The sequence below is a fragment of the Devosia submarina genome, from assembly GCF_003056345.1.
GTDB classification, from domain to species: Bacteria; Pseudomonadota; Alphaproteobacteria; order Rhizobiales; family Devosiaceae; genus Devosia; species Devosia submarina.
This window is the reverse complement of the sequence record NZ_PYWB01000004.1, coordinates 136,926-156,464: the sequence shown is the minus strand read 5'-3', so window position 1 is coordinate 156,464 and position 19,539 is coordinate 136,926. Positions and strand designations below refer to the sequence as shown.

Annotated in this window: 14 protein-coding genes; 4 read left to right on the top strand and 10 right to left on the bottom strand. The window is 61.7% G+C overall.

The features are described 5' to 3' along the window. Positions 1 to 38: 38 nt before the first annotated feature. The 8 genes from murJ to DDE77_RS07095 form a co-directional block, all read right to left on the bottom strand. On the bottom strand, positions 39 to 1,604 hold the full coding sequence (gene murJ, locus DDE77_RS07130) for a murein biosynthesis integral membrane protein MurJ (protein WP_108396763.1): 1,566 nt from the start codon (positions 1,602 to 1,604) through the stop codon (positions 39 to 41). A 27-nt stretch (positions 1,605 to 1,631) separates the two neighbouring features. Continuing rightward, a complete protein-coding gene (locus DDE77_RS07125) occupies positions 1,632 to 4,430 on the bottom strand; it encodes a [protein-PII] uridylyltransferase (protein ID WP_108396762.1) in 2,799 nt (932 codons plus the stop codon). After that, positions 4,411 to 7,116 (bottom strand): DNA mismatch repair protein MutS, encoded by a 2,706-nt coding sequence (gene mutS / locus DDE77_RS07120; RefSeq protein ID WP_108396761.1) that lies wholly within the window; start codon positions 7,114 to 7,116, stop codon positions 4,411 to 4,413. Before mutS ends, DDE77_RS07125 begins: the two co-directional genes overlap by 20 nt. Positions 7,117 to 7,209: 93 nt before the next feature. Then, on the bottom strand, positions 7,210 to 8,025 hold the full coding sequence (locus tag DDE77_RS07115; RefSeq protein ID WP_108396760.1) for a DUF2189 domain-containing protein: 816 nt from the start codon (positions 8,023 to 8,025) through the stop codon (positions 7,210 to 7,212). A gap of 166 nt (positions 8,026 to 8,191) precedes the next feature. Then, positions 8,192 to 9,802 (bottom strand): glycoside hydrolase family 43 protein, encoded by a 1,611-nt coding sequence (locus DDE77_RS07110; RefSeq protein WP_108396759.1) that lies wholly within the window; start codon positions 9,800 to 9,802, stop codon positions 8,192 to 8,194. 157 nt (positions 9,803 to 9,959) lie between these two features. Beyond that, the gene (gene xylA, locus DDE77_RS07105; RefSeq protein WP_108396758.1) at positions 9,960 to 11,267 is read right to left on the bottom strand and encodes a xylose isomerase; all 1,308 of its coding nucleotides are present in this window, start codon (positions 11,265 to 11,267) and stop codon (positions 9,960 to 9,962) included. Then, entirely contained in the window at positions 11,264 to 12,727 is a 1,464-nt protein-coding gene (gene xylB / locus DDE77_RS07100; protein ID WP_108396757.1) for a xylulokinase, read from the bottom strand. Before xylB ends, xylA begins: the two co-directional genes overlap by 4 nt. A 92-nt stretch (positions 12,728 to 12,819) precedes the next feature. Then, complete coding sequence (locus DDE77_RS07095; protein ID WP_108396756.1) at positions 12,820 to 13,863, bottom strand: LacI family DNA-binding transcriptional regulator; 1,044 nt, start codon at positions 13,861 to 13,863, stop codon at positions 12,820 to 12,822. A 124-nt stretch (positions 13,864 to 13,987) separates the two neighbouring features. Between DDE77_RS07095 and DDE77_RS07090 the strand changes: the two genes are divergently transcribed. Together DDE77_RS07090 and DDE77_RS07085 are read left to right on the top strand one after the other, a co-directional pair. Then, positions 13,988 to 14,998, top strand: coding sequence for an aldose epimerase family protein (locus DDE77_RS07090; RefSeq protein ID WP_108396755.1), 1,011 nt, complete (start codon positions 13,988 to 13,990; stop codon positions 14,996 to 14,998). 315 nt (positions 14,999 to 15,313) lie between these two features. After that, a complete protein-coding gene (locus tag DDE77_RS07085; protein WP_108396754.1) occupies positions 15,314 to 16,012 on the top strand; it encodes a helix-turn-helix transcriptional regulator in 699 nt (232 codons plus the stop codon). 16 nt (positions 16,013 to 16,028) lie between these two features. Here the strand turns inward: DDE77_RS07085 and DDE77_RS07080 are convergent, their stop codons facing one another. Both DDE77_RS07080 and DDE77_RS07075 read right to left on the bottom strand, forming a co-directional pair. After that, positions 16,029 to 16,664, bottom strand: coding sequence for a DUF1294 domain-containing protein (locus DDE77_RS07080; protein WP_157959706.1), 636 nt, complete (start codon positions 16,662 to 16,664; stop codon positions 16,029 to 16,031). Positions 16,665 to 16,806: 142 nt separating this feature from the next. Beyond that, the gene (locus DDE77_RS07075; RefSeq protein WP_108396752.1) at positions 16,807 to 18,330 is read right to left on the bottom strand and encodes a YifB family Mg chelatase-like AAA ATPase; all 1,524 of its coding nucleotides are present in this window, start codon (positions 18,328 to 18,330) and stop codon (positions 16,807 to 16,809) included. A 159-nt stretch (positions 18,331 to 18,489) separates the two neighbouring features. On the opposite strand from DDE77_RS07075, the gene DDE77_RS07070 reads away from it, so the two are divergent. Both DDE77_RS07070 and DDE77_RS20060 read left to right on the top strand, forming a co-directional pair. Beyond that, the gene (locus DDE77_RS07070; RefSeq protein ID WP_108396751.1) at positions 18,490 to 19,329 is read left to right on the top strand and encodes a glycoside hydrolase family 25 protein; all 840 of its coding nucleotides are present in this window, start codon (positions 18,490 to 18,492) and stop codon (positions 19,327 to 19,329) included. 86 nt (positions 19,330 to 19,415) lie between these two features. Beyond that, positions 19,416 to 19,538: a hypothetical protein gene (locus tag DDE77_RS20060; protein ID WP_281261294.1), complete on the top strand. Its 123-nt coding sequence runs from the start codon at positions 19,416 to 19,418 to the stop codon at positions 19,536 to 19,538. Position 19,539 lies beyond the last annotated feature (1 nt).

The following is a 19,539-nucleotide window of genomic DNA, read 5'->3' as shown; positions in this document are numbered from 1 at the left end:
GGGGCAACATCTATATCCCCAGCGCCCCAATGTCATCCTCACCTGCGCCGGCGCCGCAACCGGCTAAGGAGAGCGCCCAGTGGCTGCGCGCCGCTGAAATGAACCAGGGTGAAAAAAAGCGCCGCGGAAAACAGGCAGATTGCCGCCAGTGCCACGATCTGGAGCAGAAGCGAACCGCCGGGAGCAAAGATAACCGCACCGCGATTGCTGAGCAGCACCAGCACGCCCCCCATCACCACGGCCGAAAGCAGAATCAGGCCATGGCGACGAAGCTCATCGAGCGTCAGCGCAAAATGCCCGCGCAGCGACAGGAGGACACCGAGTCCTGCGACGTTGATCCAGGCAGAAATGGAGGTCGCCAAGGCAATCCCAAGGGCCTGCAGGCTTGGGAACAGCAGCAGCGAAATCGCGATGTTGGCCACCACCGAAACACCGGCCAGGATTGTCGGCGTGACCGTATCCTTGCGCGAGAAAAAGCCGGGCTGCAGCACTCGGATCAAGACGAATGCGGGCAGGCCAATGGCAAAGCCGACCAGCGTCTGGCCTACGGCAACACTATCAGCCGCATTGAACTGGCCACGCTCAAACAGCACACGCACGATCGGCACGGGAATGGTCATCAGCGCCGCGGCCGCCGGCAAGGAAAACAGCATGGAGAGCAGCAGCGACTGGCTTTGCGTCGCCCGTGCCTCCTCTTCCCGGCCCGCGCCAAGATGGCGCGACAATTCGGGCAGGAGCACCGTGCCGATTGCGATGCCAATAATGCCGAGCGGCAGCTGATACAGCCGGTCGGCATTGCTGATGATGGAAATGGCATCATCAGCACCCGACGCGATCACGGTGCCAACAAAGATATTGATCTGGGTAATGCCGCCGGCAATAATTGCCGGAACAGCCAGGATCCAGAAGCGGCGCACCTCGCCATTGAAGCGCGGCAGGCTCAGCCGGGGCACAAAGCCGGCGCGCCGAATGGCCCAATAGACCAGCGCCAACTGCGCCACGCCTCCGGCCAGCGCCGCGATCGCCAGCCAAAAGGCGATATCGGCCTGCTCGTTCAGCGTCACGATCGCCAGGGGCACCAGAACGGCGATGTTGACGATGTTAAGCAGAACGGGGGCAAAGGCCGCGGCAAAGAACCGGCCGAGCGAATTGAGAATGGCGCCATAGGCGGCCATCAGCGACATGCAGGCCAGATAGGGAAACATCAGCCGGGTCAGGAACACTGTCAGCTCGAATTTTTCCGGGCTGTCGGTAAAGCCCGGAACAAACAGCGCCATCAGCTGCGGCATGAAGATTTCAGCCAGGATGGTGACGACCAGGATGGCTGCCACGAGCCAGCTGATGATGCGCCCGGCCAGCTCCCGCGCCTTGTCCGGCCCTTCCTGTTCGAAAGCGGTCGAAAACATCGGCACGAAGGCGGTGTTAAAGGCGCCTTCGGCAAACAAGCGCCGAAACAGATTGGGAAAGCGGAACGCGGCGTTAAAAGCGTCCGCCACCGGCCCGATGCCGAGTACGGCCGCCATCAGGGCATCGCGAACAAAGCCGGCCACACGCGACAGGAGCGTCAGCCCGCCCACCGAAAGGAAATTGCGGTAAAGGCTCATCTGCGCGGGTCCGCCCACCCATTGGGGCTACCCATTGACCACCTTGGGCTCAGCTACGCGCGGATGAAACACGCTCATCAGCGCATCATGGATCTTGCGCTGGCGCGGCTTGCTCATGATCTTCTGCCCCGTGAGATCGGTGACATAAAAGACGTCCACGGCCTTTTCGCCATAGGTGCCGATATGGGCCGAGCCGATGGTGAGGTTGAGGTCGGAAATCTGGTGCGTGAGGGAATGGAGCAGCCCCATGCGATCAAGGCCCGAGACTTCGATCACGGTGAACTTTTCCGAAAGGGCATTGCTGACCGATACCTGCGCCGGCAGCGCAAAGGGCTTCAAACGCTTATTGTGCCGCGATTCCTTGCCCAGATCGATCAATATGGTCCGCTTGCCCTGCAGCAATTGCTTGACCGTATCGATGATGCGCGTGGCACGGACCTTTTCGTCTTCATCGGAGGTAAAGGTGCGGCGCAGGCGGAACGTGTCGAGAGCGTGGCCGTCACGCGTGGAAAAAATCTGCGCCCCGATAATGGATGCGTCCTGCATGGTGCAGGCGCCGGCGATCAGCGACAGCAGGCGGGGGTGATCGGGCGTATAAAAAGAGACTTCAGTTATGCCCTCGAATGCCTTGATGCGGATGGAGCCGGCAAAGCCGCTGCCCGCCTGGTCGGCATTGCGGATCATGCGGGCGTGTTCTACCTGCAGTTCAGGCTCGGCGCGCAGCCAATAATGATCATAATGGCGCGCCGTATAGCTCTGCACTTCGTCCGTTGGCCAGGCCTCGAGCGCCGCAGCGAGCTGGCGCTTGGCATCATCGATCCGGTCCGATTGGGTGACCTGGGAATGCCCGCCTGACAGGAGCGGCTCGGTGGCGTAATAGAGCGAGCGCAGGAGCGAGCCCTTCCAGCCACTCCAGACACCCGGGCCCACCGCGCGAATATCGCAGGCGGTGAGGATCATCAGCAGGGCCAGGCGCTGGGGCGATTGCACTACATCGGCGAAGGCATTGGCGGTTTCAGGGTCCTGGATATCGCGCGCCTGGGCGATCTCGCTCATCAGCAGATGATATTCGATGAGCCACGCCACCGTATCGGTCTCGGCCGGCGACAGGCCAAAGCGCGGACACAGCTTGCGGGCAATCCGCGCGCCGGCCACCGAATGGTCCTCGGGCCGCCCCTTGGCGATGTCGTGGAGAAACAGCGCCACATAGAGCAGGCGCGTATCGTTGAGCTGTGGCAGCAATTCATGGGTCAGCGGCAGCTGGTCGCGCAGTCCACCATTGGCAATATCGGCCATGACGCCGACCGAGCGGATCAGATGCTCGTCCACCGTATAATGGTGGTACATGTTGAACTGCATCAGGGCGACGATCTTGCCGAAATCGGGCACGAACTTGCCCAAAACCCCGCTCTCGTTCATTTGCCGCAAGATGCGCTCCACCGATTGCGGTGCAGTCAAAATAGCGAGGAAGTGCTCATTGGCTTTGGGGTCATGGCGCAGTTTGTTGTTGATCAGGCCCAGCGAGCGGGTGATGTGCTTGATGGCGTCGGGGTGGAACAGCAATTGTTCGCGCCCGGCCACAAGGAACATGCGGATCAGGTTGACTGGGTCCTTCTCGAACACGTCGTGGCGGGCAATATTGAGCCGGCCCGTATCGAGAACAAAATCGGTCTCGCCCTTGATGCGGGAGCGCCCGGAGCGGAACGGCGCCAGCACCTGGCCGATCAGATCCATGTCCTTGGCGTGATTGAACTCGAGCGACGCGCAGAAAATGCGGGTAAGGTCGCCGACATCCTTTGCCACCAGGAAATAATGCTTCATGAAGCGCTCGACGCCTAGCATGCCGATGCGCTTGGCATAGCCCATGCGTTCGGCCAGTTCTGGCTGCACGTCAAAGGTCAGCTTTTCTTCGGCGCGGCCGGTTACGAAATGCAGATGGCAGCGCACGGCCCAAAGGAAATCCTCGGCGCGCGAAAAGAGCCGATATTCCGAAGCGCTCAACACGTTCTTGCCGACCAGCTCGTGCGAAGTCTTGACCTGGTAGAAATACTTCCCGATCCAGAACAACGTATTGAGGTCGCGCAGGCCTCCCTTGCCGTCCTTAATATTGGGCTCCACCACATAGCGCGTATTGCCCATAATCTTGTGCCGCTCATCGCGCTCGGCCATCTTTGCGGCAATGAATTCCGGCCCCGTCTTGGGCACGACCTCGGTTTCGAAGCGCTTGACGAGATTGTTGAACAAGCTCTTGTCGCCAATCAGGAACCGCGCCTCGAGCGTGGCGGTGCGCACGGTCATGTCAGCGCGCGCCATGCGGATGCATTCCTCCACGGAGCGCACGGCATGGCCAACTTTCTGGCCAAGGTCCCAGAGCATGTAAAGAACATATTCGGTGACCTGCTCACCCCAGGGCGTCTGCTTGTAGGGCAGGATAAACAAGAGGTCGATGTCCGAGCCCGGCGCCAGCGTGCCACGGCCATAGCCGCCAACTGCGGAAAGCGCGATCGCCTCGGCGCCGGAAGGATTGTCGACGGGATAAACCCGTCGTGTCGCGAAAAGATAGACCGCGGTGATGATTTCGTCCTGCGCATCGGACAGGTTCTGGGCGCAGCGCAGACCCTTGTTGGTCGCCAGCAATTCAGCTTCGGCGTCCTGGCGCGCTTCAGCCAAGGTCTTGCGCATATGCGCCAAAACAGCCGCACGTGCCTCGCTCGACTTGGGCGCGTCCTCGCCAATAATGCGATCCAATTCGCCAAGGATGGTCTCGGCGGATTTTAACACGAACTGGGGCTTTCGCGGCTTGGCGTCAGCTTCGACGAGCGTCATCGCGGATTTTCTTCAACTCGTAGAGCGCCTCGATTGCTTGCTTGGGGGTCATTTCGTCGGGACGGACGGCGTCGAGCGCTTGGTGCACAGGGTCCTTCTGCGCTGGCCGGGGAGCGGGCTGGTGCGCAAAGAGTGGCAGATCATCTAGCACGCTGGCCTTCTGGCTGGAAGAGGCCGTTCCCACCGAGCGCTGCTCCAGAACGGTCAAAACCTGGCGAGCGCGTTGCAACACCGGTTCAGGCAGCCCGGCGAGGCGCGCAACCTGAATGCCATAGGAGCGATCAGCCGCGCCGGGGCCAACTTCGTGGAGGAACACGACATCGCCTTCCCATTCGCGCACCTTCATGGTCACGTTGGACACACGGCTCAGCGTCTTGGCCAGGCTCGTCAGCTCATGAAAATGGGTTGCGAACAAGGCCCGGCAGCCGGTGGTTTCGTGCAGGGCTTCGACAGCCGCCCAGGCAATGGACAGCCCATCAAAGGTGGCCGTGCCGCGCCCGATCTCGTCCAGAACGACAAGCGAGCGGCGGGTGGCGCGATTGAGAATGGCAGCGGTTTCAACCATTTCCACCATAAAGGTCGAGCGGCCATGGGCAATATCATCGCTCGCTCCGACGCGGGAAAACAGCCGGTCGACCACCCCGATATGGGCTTTGCTGGCCGGAACGAAACTGCCCATCTGCGCGAGAACGGCGATCAGCGCGTTCTGCCGGAGAAAGGTTGATTTACCGCCCATATTCGGTCCGGTCACGAGCCAAAGCCGCCCGCCGCCGACAGCATCGCTGCCCGAAAGATTGGCGTCGTTGGCGACAAAGCTCTGTCCCTCGGCCGCCACCATGTCCTCCACCACGGGATGACGGCCATCAAGGATTTCAAAGGCCAGCGAATTGTCGATCTCGGGCCTTGTATAACTGCGCGTTGCAGCCAGATGCGCCAGGGCAGCGGTGACATCGAGTTCGGCCAGGGCATCAGCGATCTCGCGCAATGCAGCTGTTTGCTGGAGCACCGCGTTGCGCAGCTCGGCAAACACGGAGGTTTCGATCTGGAGGGCCGCTTCATGCGCCCGGGCAATGCGACCCTGGAGGTCCGCCAGCTCGGTCGTTGTGAAGCGCATGGCATTGGCCAGCGTCTGACGATGAATGAACTGGTTGCGGTGCGGCTCTTCCATGAGCTTGCCGCCCTGAGCCGCCGGCAGTTCAACAAAATAGCCGAGCACACCATTGTGCCGGATCTTGAGCGAACGCAGATCGGTTTCCTCGATCAGCCGCGCCTGGAGCGAAGCGATAACGCTGCGCGTCTGGCTGGCCAAGGCACGTTCCTCGTCCAGTTGCGCGTCATAGCCTTCACGCACAAAGCCGCCATCACGGCTCAGCAAGGGCAATTGCTCGTCCAGCGCCCGCGCAAGCTGATCAGCCAACTCAGCCGGCGCCGCGGCAAGCGTTTGCGCCAGGCGCTGGAGGATCGGGGGCAGTGTATCATCCCCACCAAAATGCGCTGCCACTGCCTTTGCCGCGCCAACAGCCTTGCCGATGGCGGCCAGATCGCGCGGCCCACCACGATCAAGCGTCAACCGCGTCAGCGCACGAGCGAGATCGGGCACTGTCTTGAGTTCGGCCCGCAAGCGAGCGGTCAGCATGGTGTCGTTGACCAGCAAGGCCACCGCATCAAGTCGCGCATTGATAGCCGCAGCATCGGCCAGCGGTGCTGCAAGGCGAGCGGCCAGGAGGCGCGAACCGGGCGCAGTTACCGTCAGGTCAATATGCTGGCGCAGCGATCCCCGCTGCTGCCCGCGCTGGGTCTGGTGCAACTCGAGCGAGGCGCGTGTCGCCTGATCAATGATTATATAGGCGGCATGAGCCTGCGGCACCGGCGCGCGCAACGCCACGCCGACGCCTTTTTGCGCCTCCCCGATATAGCCGACAATGGCGCCCAGCGCGGCCCGGGCCGCACGGGACAGGGCTGTCGGGTCGAACTCGCCCCGGGGGAAGGCCTGCCGCAAGGCTGTGGTCGCTGTTTCGCTGTCGAAGCTTTCGGCGGGCGCGGTGTGGGCGATGGCCGCCCAGCTTGGCGCAAACAGATGCCGTTCGGTCAGCACCGATTTTGTGGCTTCGGTGAGCAGCAGTTCGGCTGGATTGATGCGCGCCAGTTCGTCCCCAAGCTGCTCAGCCTGCAGGTCGGCGGTAAAAGTCTCGCCGGTGGAGACATCCGCCCAGGCGAGGGCGAAATCGGTTTCCCCGTGCCGCACCATGGCGAGCGCAGCCAGGAAATTGGAGGCCTTGGCGTCGAGGTGATCGTCCTCGGTCAGCGTTCCGGCGGTGATCAGGCGCACCACGTCTCGCTTTACCACCGATTTGCTGCCGCGCTTCTTGGCTTCCTTGGGGTCCTCCACCTGCTCGCAGATGGCGACGCGATGGCCCAGCTTTATAAGCTTGTTGAGGTAGTCATTGGCGGCATGGATGGGCACGCCGCACATCTGGATGTCCTGGTCCAGATGCTTGCCGCGCCGCGTCAGCACGATGCCGAGCGCCGCGCTGGCGATCTCGGCGTCTTGGAAGAACAGCTCGTAGAAGTCCCCCATCCGGTAGAACAGGAGATAGCGGGGATGGGCCGCCTTGATCTCGAAATACTGCGCCATCATCGGCGTCAAGGCCGGGTTGGCAACAGGGTCGATTGGCGTAGCATCCATCGGGCAAAAGGTCTCTGCAGGGAAGCAGGGACCTTAAGACTTTCATCCGGGGAATCCAACCGACGCCAAGGGATTTTGCCCGCTTACTTGCCCCTAAAGGCCACGAATGGCCGAGGCTGGCTCCACGAGCTTGCGATAAAGGTGCCAGGTCGCATGGCCAAAAATGGGGATGACCACAGCCAGTCCAACAAAGAGCGGCAGCGATCCAAGGAACAGCCCTGCGCCCACGATAATGCCCCAAACCAGCAAGGGCACGGGATTGCGCAGCACGGCCCGGAAGGAGGTCTCCACCGCCACATAGGCGCCGACATCGCGATCCAGCAGCAGCGGAAAGGCAATCACGGTGGTGCAGAGCGTAACAAGGGCAAACAGCGCGCCCAGCGCCGAGCCGATGATCAGCAGGCTCATCCCCGCTGGCTCCCCTAGCACTTGGCCGAACAAGGCAGGGAGGGTGCGCGGCGGGGAGGAGCCGAACATGCTCTCATAGAGCGCCTGAGCCGAGGTCAACCATAGGGTAAACAGCACAAGCAGCATGGCACCAAGCGCCGCAATCGAACCGATGGCGGGGGAGCGCAGCGCGTCAAAGGCGTGGTGCCAGGATGTATCGAGCCCCTGCTCCCGGCGCCTGGAAATCTCATAGAGCCCAAGGGCTGCGAATGGACCTATGAGAGCAAAGCCACCGATCAGCGGATAAAGCAGCGGCCAGGTGTGATAGCCGTTCATCCGTACGGTGAGCACAATGCCGATCACGGGATAGATCAGCACCAGCATGGCGTAATGGCTAGGTTTCTCCCAGAAGTCGGCGGCACCCTGCCGCAGCGCGTCGAACACATCGGACGTGGAAATAGTGCGGATCATCGGCATGTCGAGCTTATCGCCCGCGCCGGAAACAACATGAAAATTGGACATGGCCGTGAGCTCTCCATCAAGGGAGGCCGCTAGGCCCGCTGATAGTCCGCGTACCCGCGACCAGCTAGATGCAAAGCTTAGCGCCGGGACGCTCGATTGTCGCCCCGGTTCGGCGAAACGTGAACAAAGGGCTGCCACCCCAAGGGATAGCAGCCCCATGTGAGTTCTAGATCTCGTAGCGATCCGTTTCGTGACGAACGGGACGATAAACGAAGTAGTCGAAATCGGCTGGCATCGCCGTGCCGTTGAGGTCGCTTGCAGCAACACCCACAAAGGCGCCGGTAAAGCTGCCATGGGCCTGATGGCCACCACACTCGTCCGAGAGGATCGAGGCGTCGAGCACCGGGCCGATTGGCTGCAGCTCCTGCCCTTCCAGAGCATAGAAGAACTGCAGCTTGGGTCCGCGGATGGTGAGGGCCAGCTTGACCTTGCCTTCGTTGGGGATCTGCACCGGCTCGGCCGGGAAGCTGAGATTGCCATCGGGCCAGCTGATTTCCGAGCTCATCAGCAGCAATTCGCGCTGGCCGTCGGAGTGAGCCGAAACGGTCAGGTAGAAGAAATTATAGCGCGAATAATAGGCAGTAAGACCGGCAAACTGCCGCTCATCGGTGGGCGAGAAATCCAGCACCGTCTCGGCGTCATAGGAGAAGTGCGTTTGCCGACGCGCAACCAAGGCCTGCTCAAACCAGGATCCGATGGATTCACGGCCAAAAAGGCGCAGCTTGCCGCCTTCTGTCGTGAAGATGCGCTCAGATTCCGGCGTACGCAGCCACTGGAAATCCTTATGGAGGCCATTCTCGAATGTGTAGCGCTGCTCGGCCCAGTACTTGTCGTTATCGAACGTGCCGGGCACTTCCACGTGGAGGGACGGAACCGGCCCCTGTTTCACGTGAATCCAGTCGTCCTCGCCCCAATAGGCTTCCTGGATCGAAGTTTCGCGGCCCAGAACGCAACGGCGTTCCTGCGTCGTCGGACGGCCACCAAGATGAACCAGATAGGTCTTTCCATCTGGCGTCTCCACCAGATCACCATGGCCGGCGCGTTGGATGGCGGCGAACGGCGCGTCCTTGGACGTGAGGATGTGCTTGTCCGGGTGGGTTTCGTATTGTCCGTCGATCGTGCGGGAGCGGGCAAAGGTGCAGGCATGATCATATGCCGTGCCCCCTTCTGCGGTCAGCAGGTAATACCAGCCATTGCGCTTGTAGAGGTGCGGGCCCTCCACGAGCTTGAGGTCGGTGCCCTGATAGATGTTGGTGCGTGGGCCAACGAGCTTGCCCTGCTTGGGATCAAACTCCTGCAGCGCGATGCCGGCGAACTTCAAGGGCCGCGTGCGGTGGTCCCACATCATGTTGACGAACCACTTGCGGCCATCATCATCGTGGAACAGGGAAGGATCGAAACCCGACGAGTTGATATAGATCGGGTCGGACCAGGGGCCTTCGATATTGTCGGCCGTGACGATGTAGTTGTGCGCGTCCTTGAACGAGCCGTCCTTGCGCTTCACATCGGTATAAACGAGCCAGAACTTCTCGCCGTCATGGGTGATGTCAGGGGCCCAAACACCGCATGAATCGGGATCGCCGCGCATGTCGAGCTGCGTCTTGCGATTGAGCGGGCGGCAGACCAGGTCCCAATTGGCGAGGTCCACCGAATGATGGATCTGCACGCCGGGAAACCACTCGAAGGTGGAGGTGGCGATATAGTAATCATCGCCCACGCGGCAGATGGACGGATCCGGATTAAAGCCGGGCAGAATGGGATTGGTAATCTGGGGCATTTTTTGAGCCTTTGCGCTGCAGATGCAGTCGACACCCTCCCCCTTGCGGGGAGGGATCAAGGGTGGGGGTTGGCTCGCCCGCAATCCTGTGGCTTGCACGCCCCCCTCCCGACCTCCCCCGCAAGGGGGGAGGTGGACGACTGAAGCGTCGTGGTTACTAGACGAAGCGGTTGATCAGGTTTTCCAGATATTCCTGCTGGCCCGAACGCGGCTGCGGGTTGATGTTGTCGCTTTCGACCTTGGCTGCGAGGTCGGCTAGGCTCAGCTTACCATCAAGGATGTCCTTGCCCATGCCTGCATTCCAGCCGGCATAGCGCTCGTCGACAACCTTGTCATAGGTGCCGTCCTCGATGATTGCGGCCGCAGCCTTGAGGCCACGGGCAAGCACATCGAGACCACCGATGTGGCCATGCAGTAGATCCGCGGGATCAAGCGACTGGCGGCGCACGCGAGCGTCGAAGTTCCAGCCGCCATTGCCCAAGCCACCGGCCTTGAGGATCTGGTAGAAGGCGAGCGTGGTTTCAGCCACATTGTTGGGGAACTGGTCGGTGTCCCAGCCGGATTGCAAATCGTTGCGGTTGGCATCGACGGAGCCAAGAATGCCCAGCGATGCAGCCAGCGCCAGCTCGTGCTCGAAGGAGTGGTTGGCAAGGAATGCGTGGCCAACTTCGATGTTGCACTTCACCTTGGTTTCAAGGCCGTACTTCTTGAGGAAGCCATAGACCGTCGCGACGTCGAAGTCGTATTGGTGCTTGCTGGGCTCCTGTGGCTTTGGCTCGATCAGGATCTGGCCCTTGAAGCCGATCTTTTCAGCGTGCTCGACGACCATGTTGAGGAAGCGGCCCATCTGGTCCATTTCCTGGCCGATCTTGGTGTTGAGCAGGGTCTCATACCCCTCGCGACCACCCCAGAGCACGTAGTTGGCGCCGCCCAGCTCGTGGGTCAACTCCAGCACGTTCTTCACCTGGCCAGCGGCATAGGCGAAGATTTCGGGATCAGGATTGGTCGCAGCACCCGCCATGTAGCGGCGATTGCTGAAGAGGTTTGCCGTACCCCAAAGGAGCTCGGTGCGGCTCGTTTCCATCTTACGGGCAAAGATTTCGCCGATCTCGCGCACATTGCGGTTCGATTCAGCCAGCGTTGCACCTTCAGGAGCGATGTCGGCGTCGTGGAAGCAGAAGAAGGGAATATCCAGGAGGTCGAACAGCTCGAAAGCTACGTCGGCCTTGAGCCGTGCGCCTTCCATGCCCTTGTCCCACCAGGGGCGATCAAAGGTGCGGCCGCCAAAGGGGTCGCCGCCCTCATAGGCAAAGGTGTGCCAATAGGCGACGCCGGGGCGGATATGGTCTTCCATCCGCTTGCCCAGGACCATTTCGTCCTTGTTGTAGTGGCGATAGGCGAGCGGATTGGTGCTCTCTGCGCCTTCAAACTTGACCGGCGAAATGCCCTTGAAAAAATCAGTCACTGACGTGCCTCCTCGATGGCAGGGTAGAGCGCGCGATAGCGCGCATATTGATCGGAATAGGCGGCCGACAAAGATTTGTCGGGCGCAATAGTGGTTTTAATGGGCGGCATGGTCATCACGGCCTGCGGATCGGCGCCTTCGGCTGCGCACAGCGCTAGCCGTGCCGCCCCTAGTGCTCCGCCGAAATCACCGTCCTCGGGCAGCGCTATTTCCATGTCGAGATTGGTGGCAAGGAGCTTGAGCCACAGCGCCGAACGCGAGCCGCCGCCAACGGCGAGCAGCCGGTTGATTTGCGTCCCCGCGTCATGGAGCACGCGCTGGCAGTCGCGCATGGCAAAGCTCACGCCTTCCATCACGGCCTGCGCAAGCTGGGCCGGTTCCGTGCTCTGGCTCAGGCCCACGAATGCACCACGGGCACGGGCATTGTTGTGCGGCGTGCGTTCACCGGAAAGATACGGCAAAAAGATCGCCTCACCCGGTCCCTTGAACCCAGCCTCGGCCGCGCCAGCCAGATCGGCCTGCTTCTGCCCCGTCATGCGGGAGAGCCAGTTCAGCGAATCGGTCGCGCTCAGGATCACACCCATCTGGTGCCAGGTGTCAGGAATGGCATGGCAAAAGGCGTGCACGGCCCCTTGCGTATTGGGGCGGAACTTGTCGTTGGACACAAACAGGACGCCCGATGTGCCCAGCGAAACGAAACCTTCGCCCGGCCGAACCGCACCGATGCCACATGCTGCCGCAGCATTGTCCCCTGCCCCGCCAGCCACCACAACCGAGCCCGACATGCCCCAGCGTCCAGCCAGCTCAGGCTTGAGCGTCGCCGAAACGGCTGACCCTTCCACAAGGCGCGGCATGTGTTCGCGGGTGAGACCCGTCACGGCCAAAAGCTCGTCGGACCAGTCGCGCTTGGCGACATCTAGCCACAGCGTGCCCGCCGCGTCCGACATTTCTTCCACATGCTCGCCCGTTAGCAAGAGGCGCACATAGGCCTTGGGCAAAAGCACCTTGGCGATCCTGCTGAACACCTCGGGCTCATGCTTGCGCACCCAGGCAATCTTGGGCGCGGTAAAGCCCGGCATGGCGATATTGCCGGCGATTTCGCGCAGACGAGGAAGCGCCGCTTCCATTTCCGCGCATTCGGCAGCCGAGCGACCATCGTTCCAAAGGATGCAGGGGCGCAGCACTTCGTCGTTCTTGCCCAGCAAGGTCGCGCCATGCATGTGCCCGGAAAGGCCAATGCCCTTGACAGATGCCAGCTCGGAGGGATGTTTCTCCCCAAGCTTGTCGATCGCGCCCAGCGTCGCCGTCCACCAATCGGCCGGGTTCTGCTCGGACCAGCCGGGTTGCGGCCGCGTCGGCTCAACGGCGGCAGCCGAGGCTTCGCCCAGCGCCACCCCATTTTCGTCGATCAACAGCGCCTTGACGCCAGATGTGCCGATATCGATGCCAAGATAAGTCATGAGGTACGTACCTCACAACGTGGAATGCAAACCATCGGAAAATCCTCCCGGCCCTTTTTTGGGCCACGCCAGTGCGGTGAACGGCGCGCTTCTTAGCGCAGATTGTCGCGCAGGAAAATCCCAATTTCAATGGGGTTACTGACCAGTGCGCCATTTGCGCCCAAAGCCAGGCCACGCGCTGCCGCAATGGCCTCCCGAATTTCGCCATCCGGGTTCTGGTCCAGCACCACGTCGATCGCTCCCGATTCGAGCCCCTGCCGCGTGGGTTCGGTTAATTCATGCGCGATCACGCGGATGCGCCGGGCACGCCCGGATTTTTCCAGCGCTGCCACAAGCCCGGCATTTCCGGCACCAAGATTATAAAGACCGCCAAGATCTGGATGCATTCGCAAGAGATCGGCAACAATCGCTTCGGTTTGCGGGCGCTCGTCATGACCTTCGATGGGCCCGATCAGCTCCAGCTGCGGAAACTCCGCCTCCAACGCTTGCCGAAACCCATTGAGCCGGTCGGCATGGTCGCGCAGGTGCAGCGAGCCGGCAATCACGGCGAGCTTGCCACCCTGAGGCATGAAGCGGCCCAGCAAGGAGGCCGCCGTGCGTCCTGCGGCTACATTGTCGATCCCGATAAATTGCCGGCGCAGCGAGCCCGGCAGGTCGGACACCAGCGTCATCACCATCACGCCACGCCGTGTGGCGCTGTCGACGGCGGCCAGCACGGACGCTTCTTCACTTGCTACAATCACCGCGCAGTCGCAATTGCGCGGATGCAGGCCATCAAGGCTGCGCGCCAGCGCTGCTGCATCGAGCGGCTGCACCCGCAGGGTCTGGATTTGCATGCGATCATTCAGCGCCTGGCTCGCGCGACGCTCCACGGCCCCGGCAAGGCTGGCCATGAATTCATTAGTGCCATCGGGAATAACAAAGGTCAGCGCCAGATTGCGCGCCCGCGCCAGGAGCGACGCAGACAGATCGCGCTGGAAGCCGATTTCGGCAATGGCTGCCTCAACTTTTTCCGCCGTTGCGCTGCGCACGCCGGGCCGGTTGTTCAAGACGCGGTCCACTGTTGCCAGCGAAACGCCTGCCGCCCGCGCTACATCGTGAACGGTTGCACGGCGATGGACCCCAATTTTGTTCACGCTGTCTCCCAGGGATATTTGGGCAAAGTCTTTGGCAAGTGTGCAGAAAAGGTCAAGTGTGACGTTGCAGCACGCAGTTAAAGCAGGCTACAGCTTCTCCCGTTTTGACAGGAGGGCACCGGCGATGGCTATCGCAGTTTCCGCATTCGGCGATTACCAGGGCAAGCGCGTGGACCAGTTCCGCCTTGTGAGCGACACGGGCGTCTCGGTCGACCTGATCAATTACGGCGTTGTGGTGCGCGACTGGCGCGTTCCGGTCAAGGGCGGTGAGCGCTCCGTTGTCCTGGGCTTTGACCATTTCGACGCCTATCCCGAACAAAGCCCCCATTTCGGCTCCCTTGCCGGGCGCGTTGCGAACCGCATCCAGGGCGCGAGCTTCACCCTTGATGGCAAGACCTATCAACTTCCACCCAATGATGGGCCGCTTCACCTGCATGGCGGTGCGGAAGGTCTGGGCCGGCAGGTCTGGACGGCCGAGTTGGACGAGGCCAACAATGCCGTGCGCTTCACCCATTTCAGCCCCGATGGCGCCATGGGTTATCCCGGCAACGTGAATTTCTCCGCCACCTACACCCTGCGCGGCAACCGACTGCGCCTGGAACTTTCCGCCACTACCGATCGCCGCACGCCGATCAGCCTTGTGCAGCACCAATATTTCAATCTGGGCACGACCGATCTCGTGCTGGACCACAAATATCAGGTCAATTCCAGCGCCTATACCGAACTGGGCTCCGATCTTGTCGCCACCGGCGCCATCCTGCCATCGGCCAACACGCCTTATGATCTGCGCATTGCGCGCACCATGCGCGATAGCAGTGGCGCGCCGATCGATTATGATATCGGCCTTGTGCTCGACACCGGCCGGAGCCTGCATGATCCCATCGCTACCGTGGTCTCACCGGACGAGGATTTGACGCTCAAGCTTTGGAGCGACCGGCCAGGGCTGCAGATCTACAATGGTGTCTGGACCAAGGTTTCCTTGCCGGGTCTTGGCGGCAAGCACTACCCCAAGCATTCCGGCTTCTGCCTCGAAGACCAGGTATTTGCCAATGCGCTACACCATCCACACTTCCCCAACATCATCTATTCCCCCGAGCGGCCCTACAGCCATTGGTGCGAATTCGAGATCGCCTGATCCTAAAGGCGGCCCTGCCCACGCAAGCTTTCCTGCTGCCATAGGCTGACCAGACGCGGCTCCATGATGGCTCCAGTTCCTTGGAGAACAGATCATGGAGCCTTTACCCACAAGCACCATTCGGCGACCGGCAATTCCGCTTCCGCAAAGGCGCGTACACCGCTTACGCCCTATTGTACGCTGGACAGAGCCGCTCGGCGGCGGCATCTTCCGGCCCCTGAAACACCCAACGCCACTAGGCGCGAGATCTGCTCCTTTCCGGAGCGAATCGCCTGATTGGCGGGCACGGGGCAACGGTTTGGGGGAGCATGCACCATGGACAAGACCGAGCGGTTGTTTGCCGTCATGGATGCCCTGCGGCGCCACCGCCGCCCCGTCACCGCCGCGGCCCTTGCCCAGGAGCAGGGTGTGTCCGTGCGCACGCTTTATCGCGACATCCAGACCCTTATCGGCTTGGGCGCGCCCATCGATGGCGAAGCGGGAGTGGGCTACATGCTGAAACCCGGCTTCTTTCTGCCTCCGCTGATGTTTACACCCGAAGAACTGGAGGCTCTTGTGCTTGGTGCGCGCTGGGTAGGCGCCCAGCCCGATGATGGCCTGGGCGCGGCCGCCAAGAATGCCCTGGCCAAGATTGCCACCGCATCGCCCGAGGATTTGCGCGACCGCATCAACGACACTGGCCTCTGGCCCGTTGCTGTCTGGGCCGAAAAAAAGCCCATGCCGATCCTGGGCGATGTCCGGCTCGCCATGCGCAATGAGCGTGCCATTTCCGTCGGCTATGAAGACGAAGCCGGCAATTGCACCGAGCGGACCATCTGGCCTGTGCAACTGGCCTATTATGAAGGCAAGCAAACGATAGCGGCATGGTGTTGCCTGCGTTCAGCCTTCCGTCATTTCCGCACCGATCGGATCACAACGCTTAGCGTCACCGAGGAACGCTATGGCAAGCGCCGCGCCGTTCTGGAGCGGGAATGGCGCGATGGCTGGGTGCATGACCGGCGCTATATAGGCTAGCGCGGTTTCACGTGAATCAGCCCAGCTGGGGCAGGAGCAATTCAAGCCAGCCAAATGAAATGCTCGCCAGCAGCAGAGTATGAAACAGCGCTATGGCCCAAGTAGCGGCCACAAAACGCGGCTTGACCGTCTTGTGGCGGTAGAATTCCTGCGCACATAGGCCGCCAATAATGCCGAAGCTCAAATCCACCGCATGAAGATTGGTCTCGCTCACCCGCCAGCGATCGGTAAGGGCATAGATCTTGTCGAAGCGGTAGAGCATGGCGGACGCCAATCCCATGCCCGCATAGAGAACGGCGAGCCACACCGGCGCGTTGTCCATGCCGATGCCAAAAAGGATCAGCAGCGTCATCATAGTTGCCGCGCCTACGCGCAGCCCTAGCTTGTAGCGGGAAATGGATGGTGGGCTGCGAAGCGCCTCGGGCAGGCTGGTCACGCGCGGACGCATTTCCTCGAGAACCCGCGCATCTACCGCCGCCGGGCGGCCATTCCGACCTGTTGCGAGTTCGAAATCGACCTTGTCCCCGATGCGGGGTCGCTCGCCGGCAACTTTGGAAATATGGAGATAGAAATCCCGCCCCGTGCCATCGCGCACGAAGCCGTATCCACCCTTGTTGTTCCACTGCACCAGTTCGCCTGAGCGGCGTGTCATGATCTTGCTCACGCCTCAGCAATAGGAGCCGCCGGTTAACGGCCCCTAAGCAAAAAACCGGCGTTTTGGCCGGGATCATCAGAAAATCCAGCGCCCGGGCAGAACGCGCGGATTCACGTGAAACACTTATCCACAGCTTTCCTCAGGTCGCGCCGATATTGAGGCGGTAGCTCAGCGCTTCGGCAATATGGGGCCGCGCCACGCGCTCCACGCCCGCAAGGTCCGCCAGCGTGCGCGCAAGCTTGAGCACGCGATGGTAAGCGCGCGCCGAAAGGTTGAACCGCTCGGCTGCCTGCAGCAACAAGGTCTGGCTTTCCCGATCCGGATCAACCACGGCCTCGATCAGCGTCGCGCTGGCCGCGGCATTGGTGTGCACATTGGGCACGCCCCGCTCAAGGTAGCGCTGCCGCTGGCGTTCGCGAGCCACTGCCACCCGCTTGGCCACCACGGCAGAACTCTCCGTTTCCCCCGCTGGAGCAATCATGTCGGCAGCCGTTACGGCCGGCACGTCGATTCGGATGTCGATGCGATCCAGAAACGGTCCCGACACCCGCCCCTGGTAATCGCTCGCACAGGCCAAACCCCTTCGGCAGGTATGCCCCGGCGTTCCTGCCATGCCGCATTTGCAAGGGTTCATGGCTGCAATCAGCTGCACGCGGCTGGGATAACTCACCCGCGCATTGGCCCGGGCGATCACCGTTTCCCCCGCTTCCAGCGGCTGGCGCAAACTGTCGAGCACGCTTGGCGCGAACTCGGGCAGTTCATCAAGAAACAGCACGCCATTGTGCGCCAGGCTCACCTCCCCTGGCCGAACCTTCAAGCCACCGCCCACCAGCGCGGCCATCGAGGCCGAATGATGCGGCGCCCGGAACGGCCGGCGATCCGATAAGCCACCGCCCGCCAATTCCCCCGCAATCGACTGGATCATGGAAACATCGAGGATCTCGCGCGGATTAAGCAGCGGCAAAATGGAGGGCAGCCGCTGCGCCAGCATGGATTTGCCAGCCCCTGGTGGTCCGATCATCAGCATATTATGCCCACCGGCGGCGGCCACCTCCAGCGCGCGCCGCGCCACATGCTGCCCGCGCACGTCGGCGAGATCGGGCAGGCTCCCTTGCGCCACATGCTTGCGCGGAATGGGCCGGCTCGCCTTTTGGTGGCCGGTCAGGTGATTGACCAGCGCCAGCAGGCTTTCTGCCGCCACAATATCAAGCGTTTCACCCGCCCAGGCCGCTTCCGACCCCGAGGCCTCGGGGCAGATCAGCCCCATCTCCATTTCCTGCGCCGCAATCGCTGCCGGCAGCACGCCGCCCACATGGGCCAGTCGCCCGTCGAGCCCCAGTTCACCCAGCGCTAGAAAACCCGCAAGCGCGTCCTCGGGAATGGCACCGATCGCGGCCATGATCCCCAGCGCGATGGGTAAATCGTAATGGCTGCCTTCCTTGGGCAGGTCGGCCGGCGCAAGGTTCACCGTGATGCGCTTGGGCGGCAGGCCCAGCCCCGAGGCAACCAGCGCCGCTCGCACGCGCTCGCCGCTTTCCTTGACCGCCTTGTCGGGCAGCCCCACCAGCACAAAGGCCGGAAAACCGGGCGCAATTTGCACCTGCACATCCACCCGGACCGCTTCGATGCCTCGAAACGCCACCGTCGCAACCCGCGTGACCATGCCCCTGCCCCTCCGTCGGCGGCAACCTAGCAAAACCCCGTAGGTGCCACAAGGAAACCGCTTGTTAACCACGCCGATTGCCAAGGCGGTAAACCTAATCCCCCGTTAACCCAGTCATGTTGAATCAAAGGCCGTGTATTCCAGCCAGAGTTGCGTCCTATGCTGATCAGACGGCCCTTTCCCTCGTTTTCCACGATCGCAAAGGGCGCCATCTCAGCCATGCTGGCGCTCGCTCTTGTGGCCTGTTCTTCGGGCGGCGGCCTTTATGGCCCCATCCAGGGCGACAACCGCCCCCATGCCGGCGTCGATCGCGCCCGCGGTATGCCGATCCAGGGGATCGATGTGGCCCGCTACCAGTCGGACATCGATTTCCGCAAGGCCTTCCAGTCGGGCATCCACTTCGTGTTCATGAAGGCCACCGAGGGTCGCGATTACATCGATCCCAATTTCCGCAGCAATTGGGTCAAGGCGCGCGACGCCGGTATGCCGCGCGGCGCCTACCACTTCATGACCTGGTGTTCCCTGGCGTCCGAACAGGCCGCCTGGTTCATGGCCAATGTGCCCAATGATTATGATGCCTTGCCGCCCGTGCTCGATCTTGAGTGGAACAACCATTCCAGCTGCAAGAATAAGCCCAGCCGCGCCGATGCGCTGGAAAAGATCCGCGTCATGCTCGATGCCATGGAGCGCCACACCGGCAAGCTGCCCATCATCTATACCGACATGAACTTCCACCGTGATATCCTGGAAGGGGAATACTTCCCCAACGCCTTCTGGCTGCGCTCCACCGCCGCCGAGCCGCACCAGCGCTACAACAACCGCACCTGGACGTTCTGGCAGTGGACGCAAACCGGCGTCGTGCCCGGCATCAAGGGCGAGGTGGATCGCAACGCCTTTTATGGCGGGCAGAACGAGTGGATCCAGTTCCTCCTGACCGGTTGTGATCCGCGCGCCATTGCTTCGCTTGGGCCCACCGGACGCTGCCAATCAGCCAAGTAAAGTGGTGCTTGCCAGCATAGGGAGGCAGGTCTAGCCTCCCCCTTGCAACAAGGGCGTCGAAAGCCCTCGGGCAAGGAGATTATGCCATGGCCAAAGGTCAGCTGCGCAGCAACAAGGAAGCCAAGAAACCCAAAAAGGACAAGGTGGCCGCCACCAAGGCTGTCACCGGTCTGGGTTCAGGCAGCGCCGGCAATACGGCAAAGAAATAAT

What these genes read in the sequence shown, in the direction of transcription:
- murJ (WP_108396763.1), bottom strand. Translation starts at nt 1,604, where the DNA reads ATGAGCCTTTACCGCAATTTCCTTTCGGTGGGCGGGCTGACGCTCCTG.
- DDE77_RS07125 (WP_108396762.1), bottom strand. Translation starts at nt 4,430, where the DNA reads ATGACGCTCGTCGAAGCTGACGCCAAGCCGCGAAAGCCCCAGTTCGTG.
- mutS (WP_108396761.1), bottom strand. Translation starts at nt 7,116, where the DNA reads ATGGATGCTACGCCAATCGACCCTGTTGCCAACCCGGCCTTGACGCCG.
- DDE77_RS07115 (WP_108396760.1), bottom strand. Translation starts at nt 8,025, where the DNA reads ATGTCCAATTTTCATGTTGTTTCCGGCGCGGGCGATAAGCTCGACATG.
- DDE77_RS07110 (WP_108396759.1), bottom strand. Translation starts at nt 9,802, where the DNA reads ATGCCCCAGATTACCAATCCCATTCTGCCCGGCTTTAATCCGGATCCG.
- xylB (WP_108396757.1), bottom strand. Translation starts at nt 12,727, where the DNA reads ATGACTTATCTTGGCATCGATATCGGCACATCTGGCGTCAAGGCGCTG.
- DDE77_RS07090 (WP_108396755.1), top strand. Translation starts at nt 13,988, where the DNA reads ATGGCTATCGCAGTTTCCGCATTCGGCGATTACCAGGGCAAGCGCGTG.
- DDE77_RS07085 (WP_108396754.1), top strand. Translation starts at nt 15,314, where the DNA reads ATGGACAAGACCGAGCGGTTGTTTGCCGTCATGGATGCCCTGCGGCGC.
- DDE77_RS07080 (WP_157959706.1), bottom strand. Translation starts at nt 16,664, where the DNA reads ATGACACGCCGCTCAGGCGAACTGGTGCAGTGGAACAACAAGGGTGGA.
- DDE77_RS07075 (WP_108396752.1), bottom strand. Translation starts at nt 18,330, where the DNA reads ATGGTCACGCGGGTTGCGACGGTGGCGTTTCGAGGCATCGAAGCGGTC.
- DDE77_RS07070 (WP_108396751.1), top strand. Translation starts at nt 18,490, where the DNA reads ATGCTGATCAGACGGCCCTTTCCCTCGTTTTCCACGATCGCAAAGGGC.
- DDE77_RS20060 (WP_281261294.1), top strand. Translation starts at nt 19,416, where the DNA reads ATGGCCAAAGGTCAGCTGCGCAGCAACAAGGAAGCCAAGAAACCCAAA.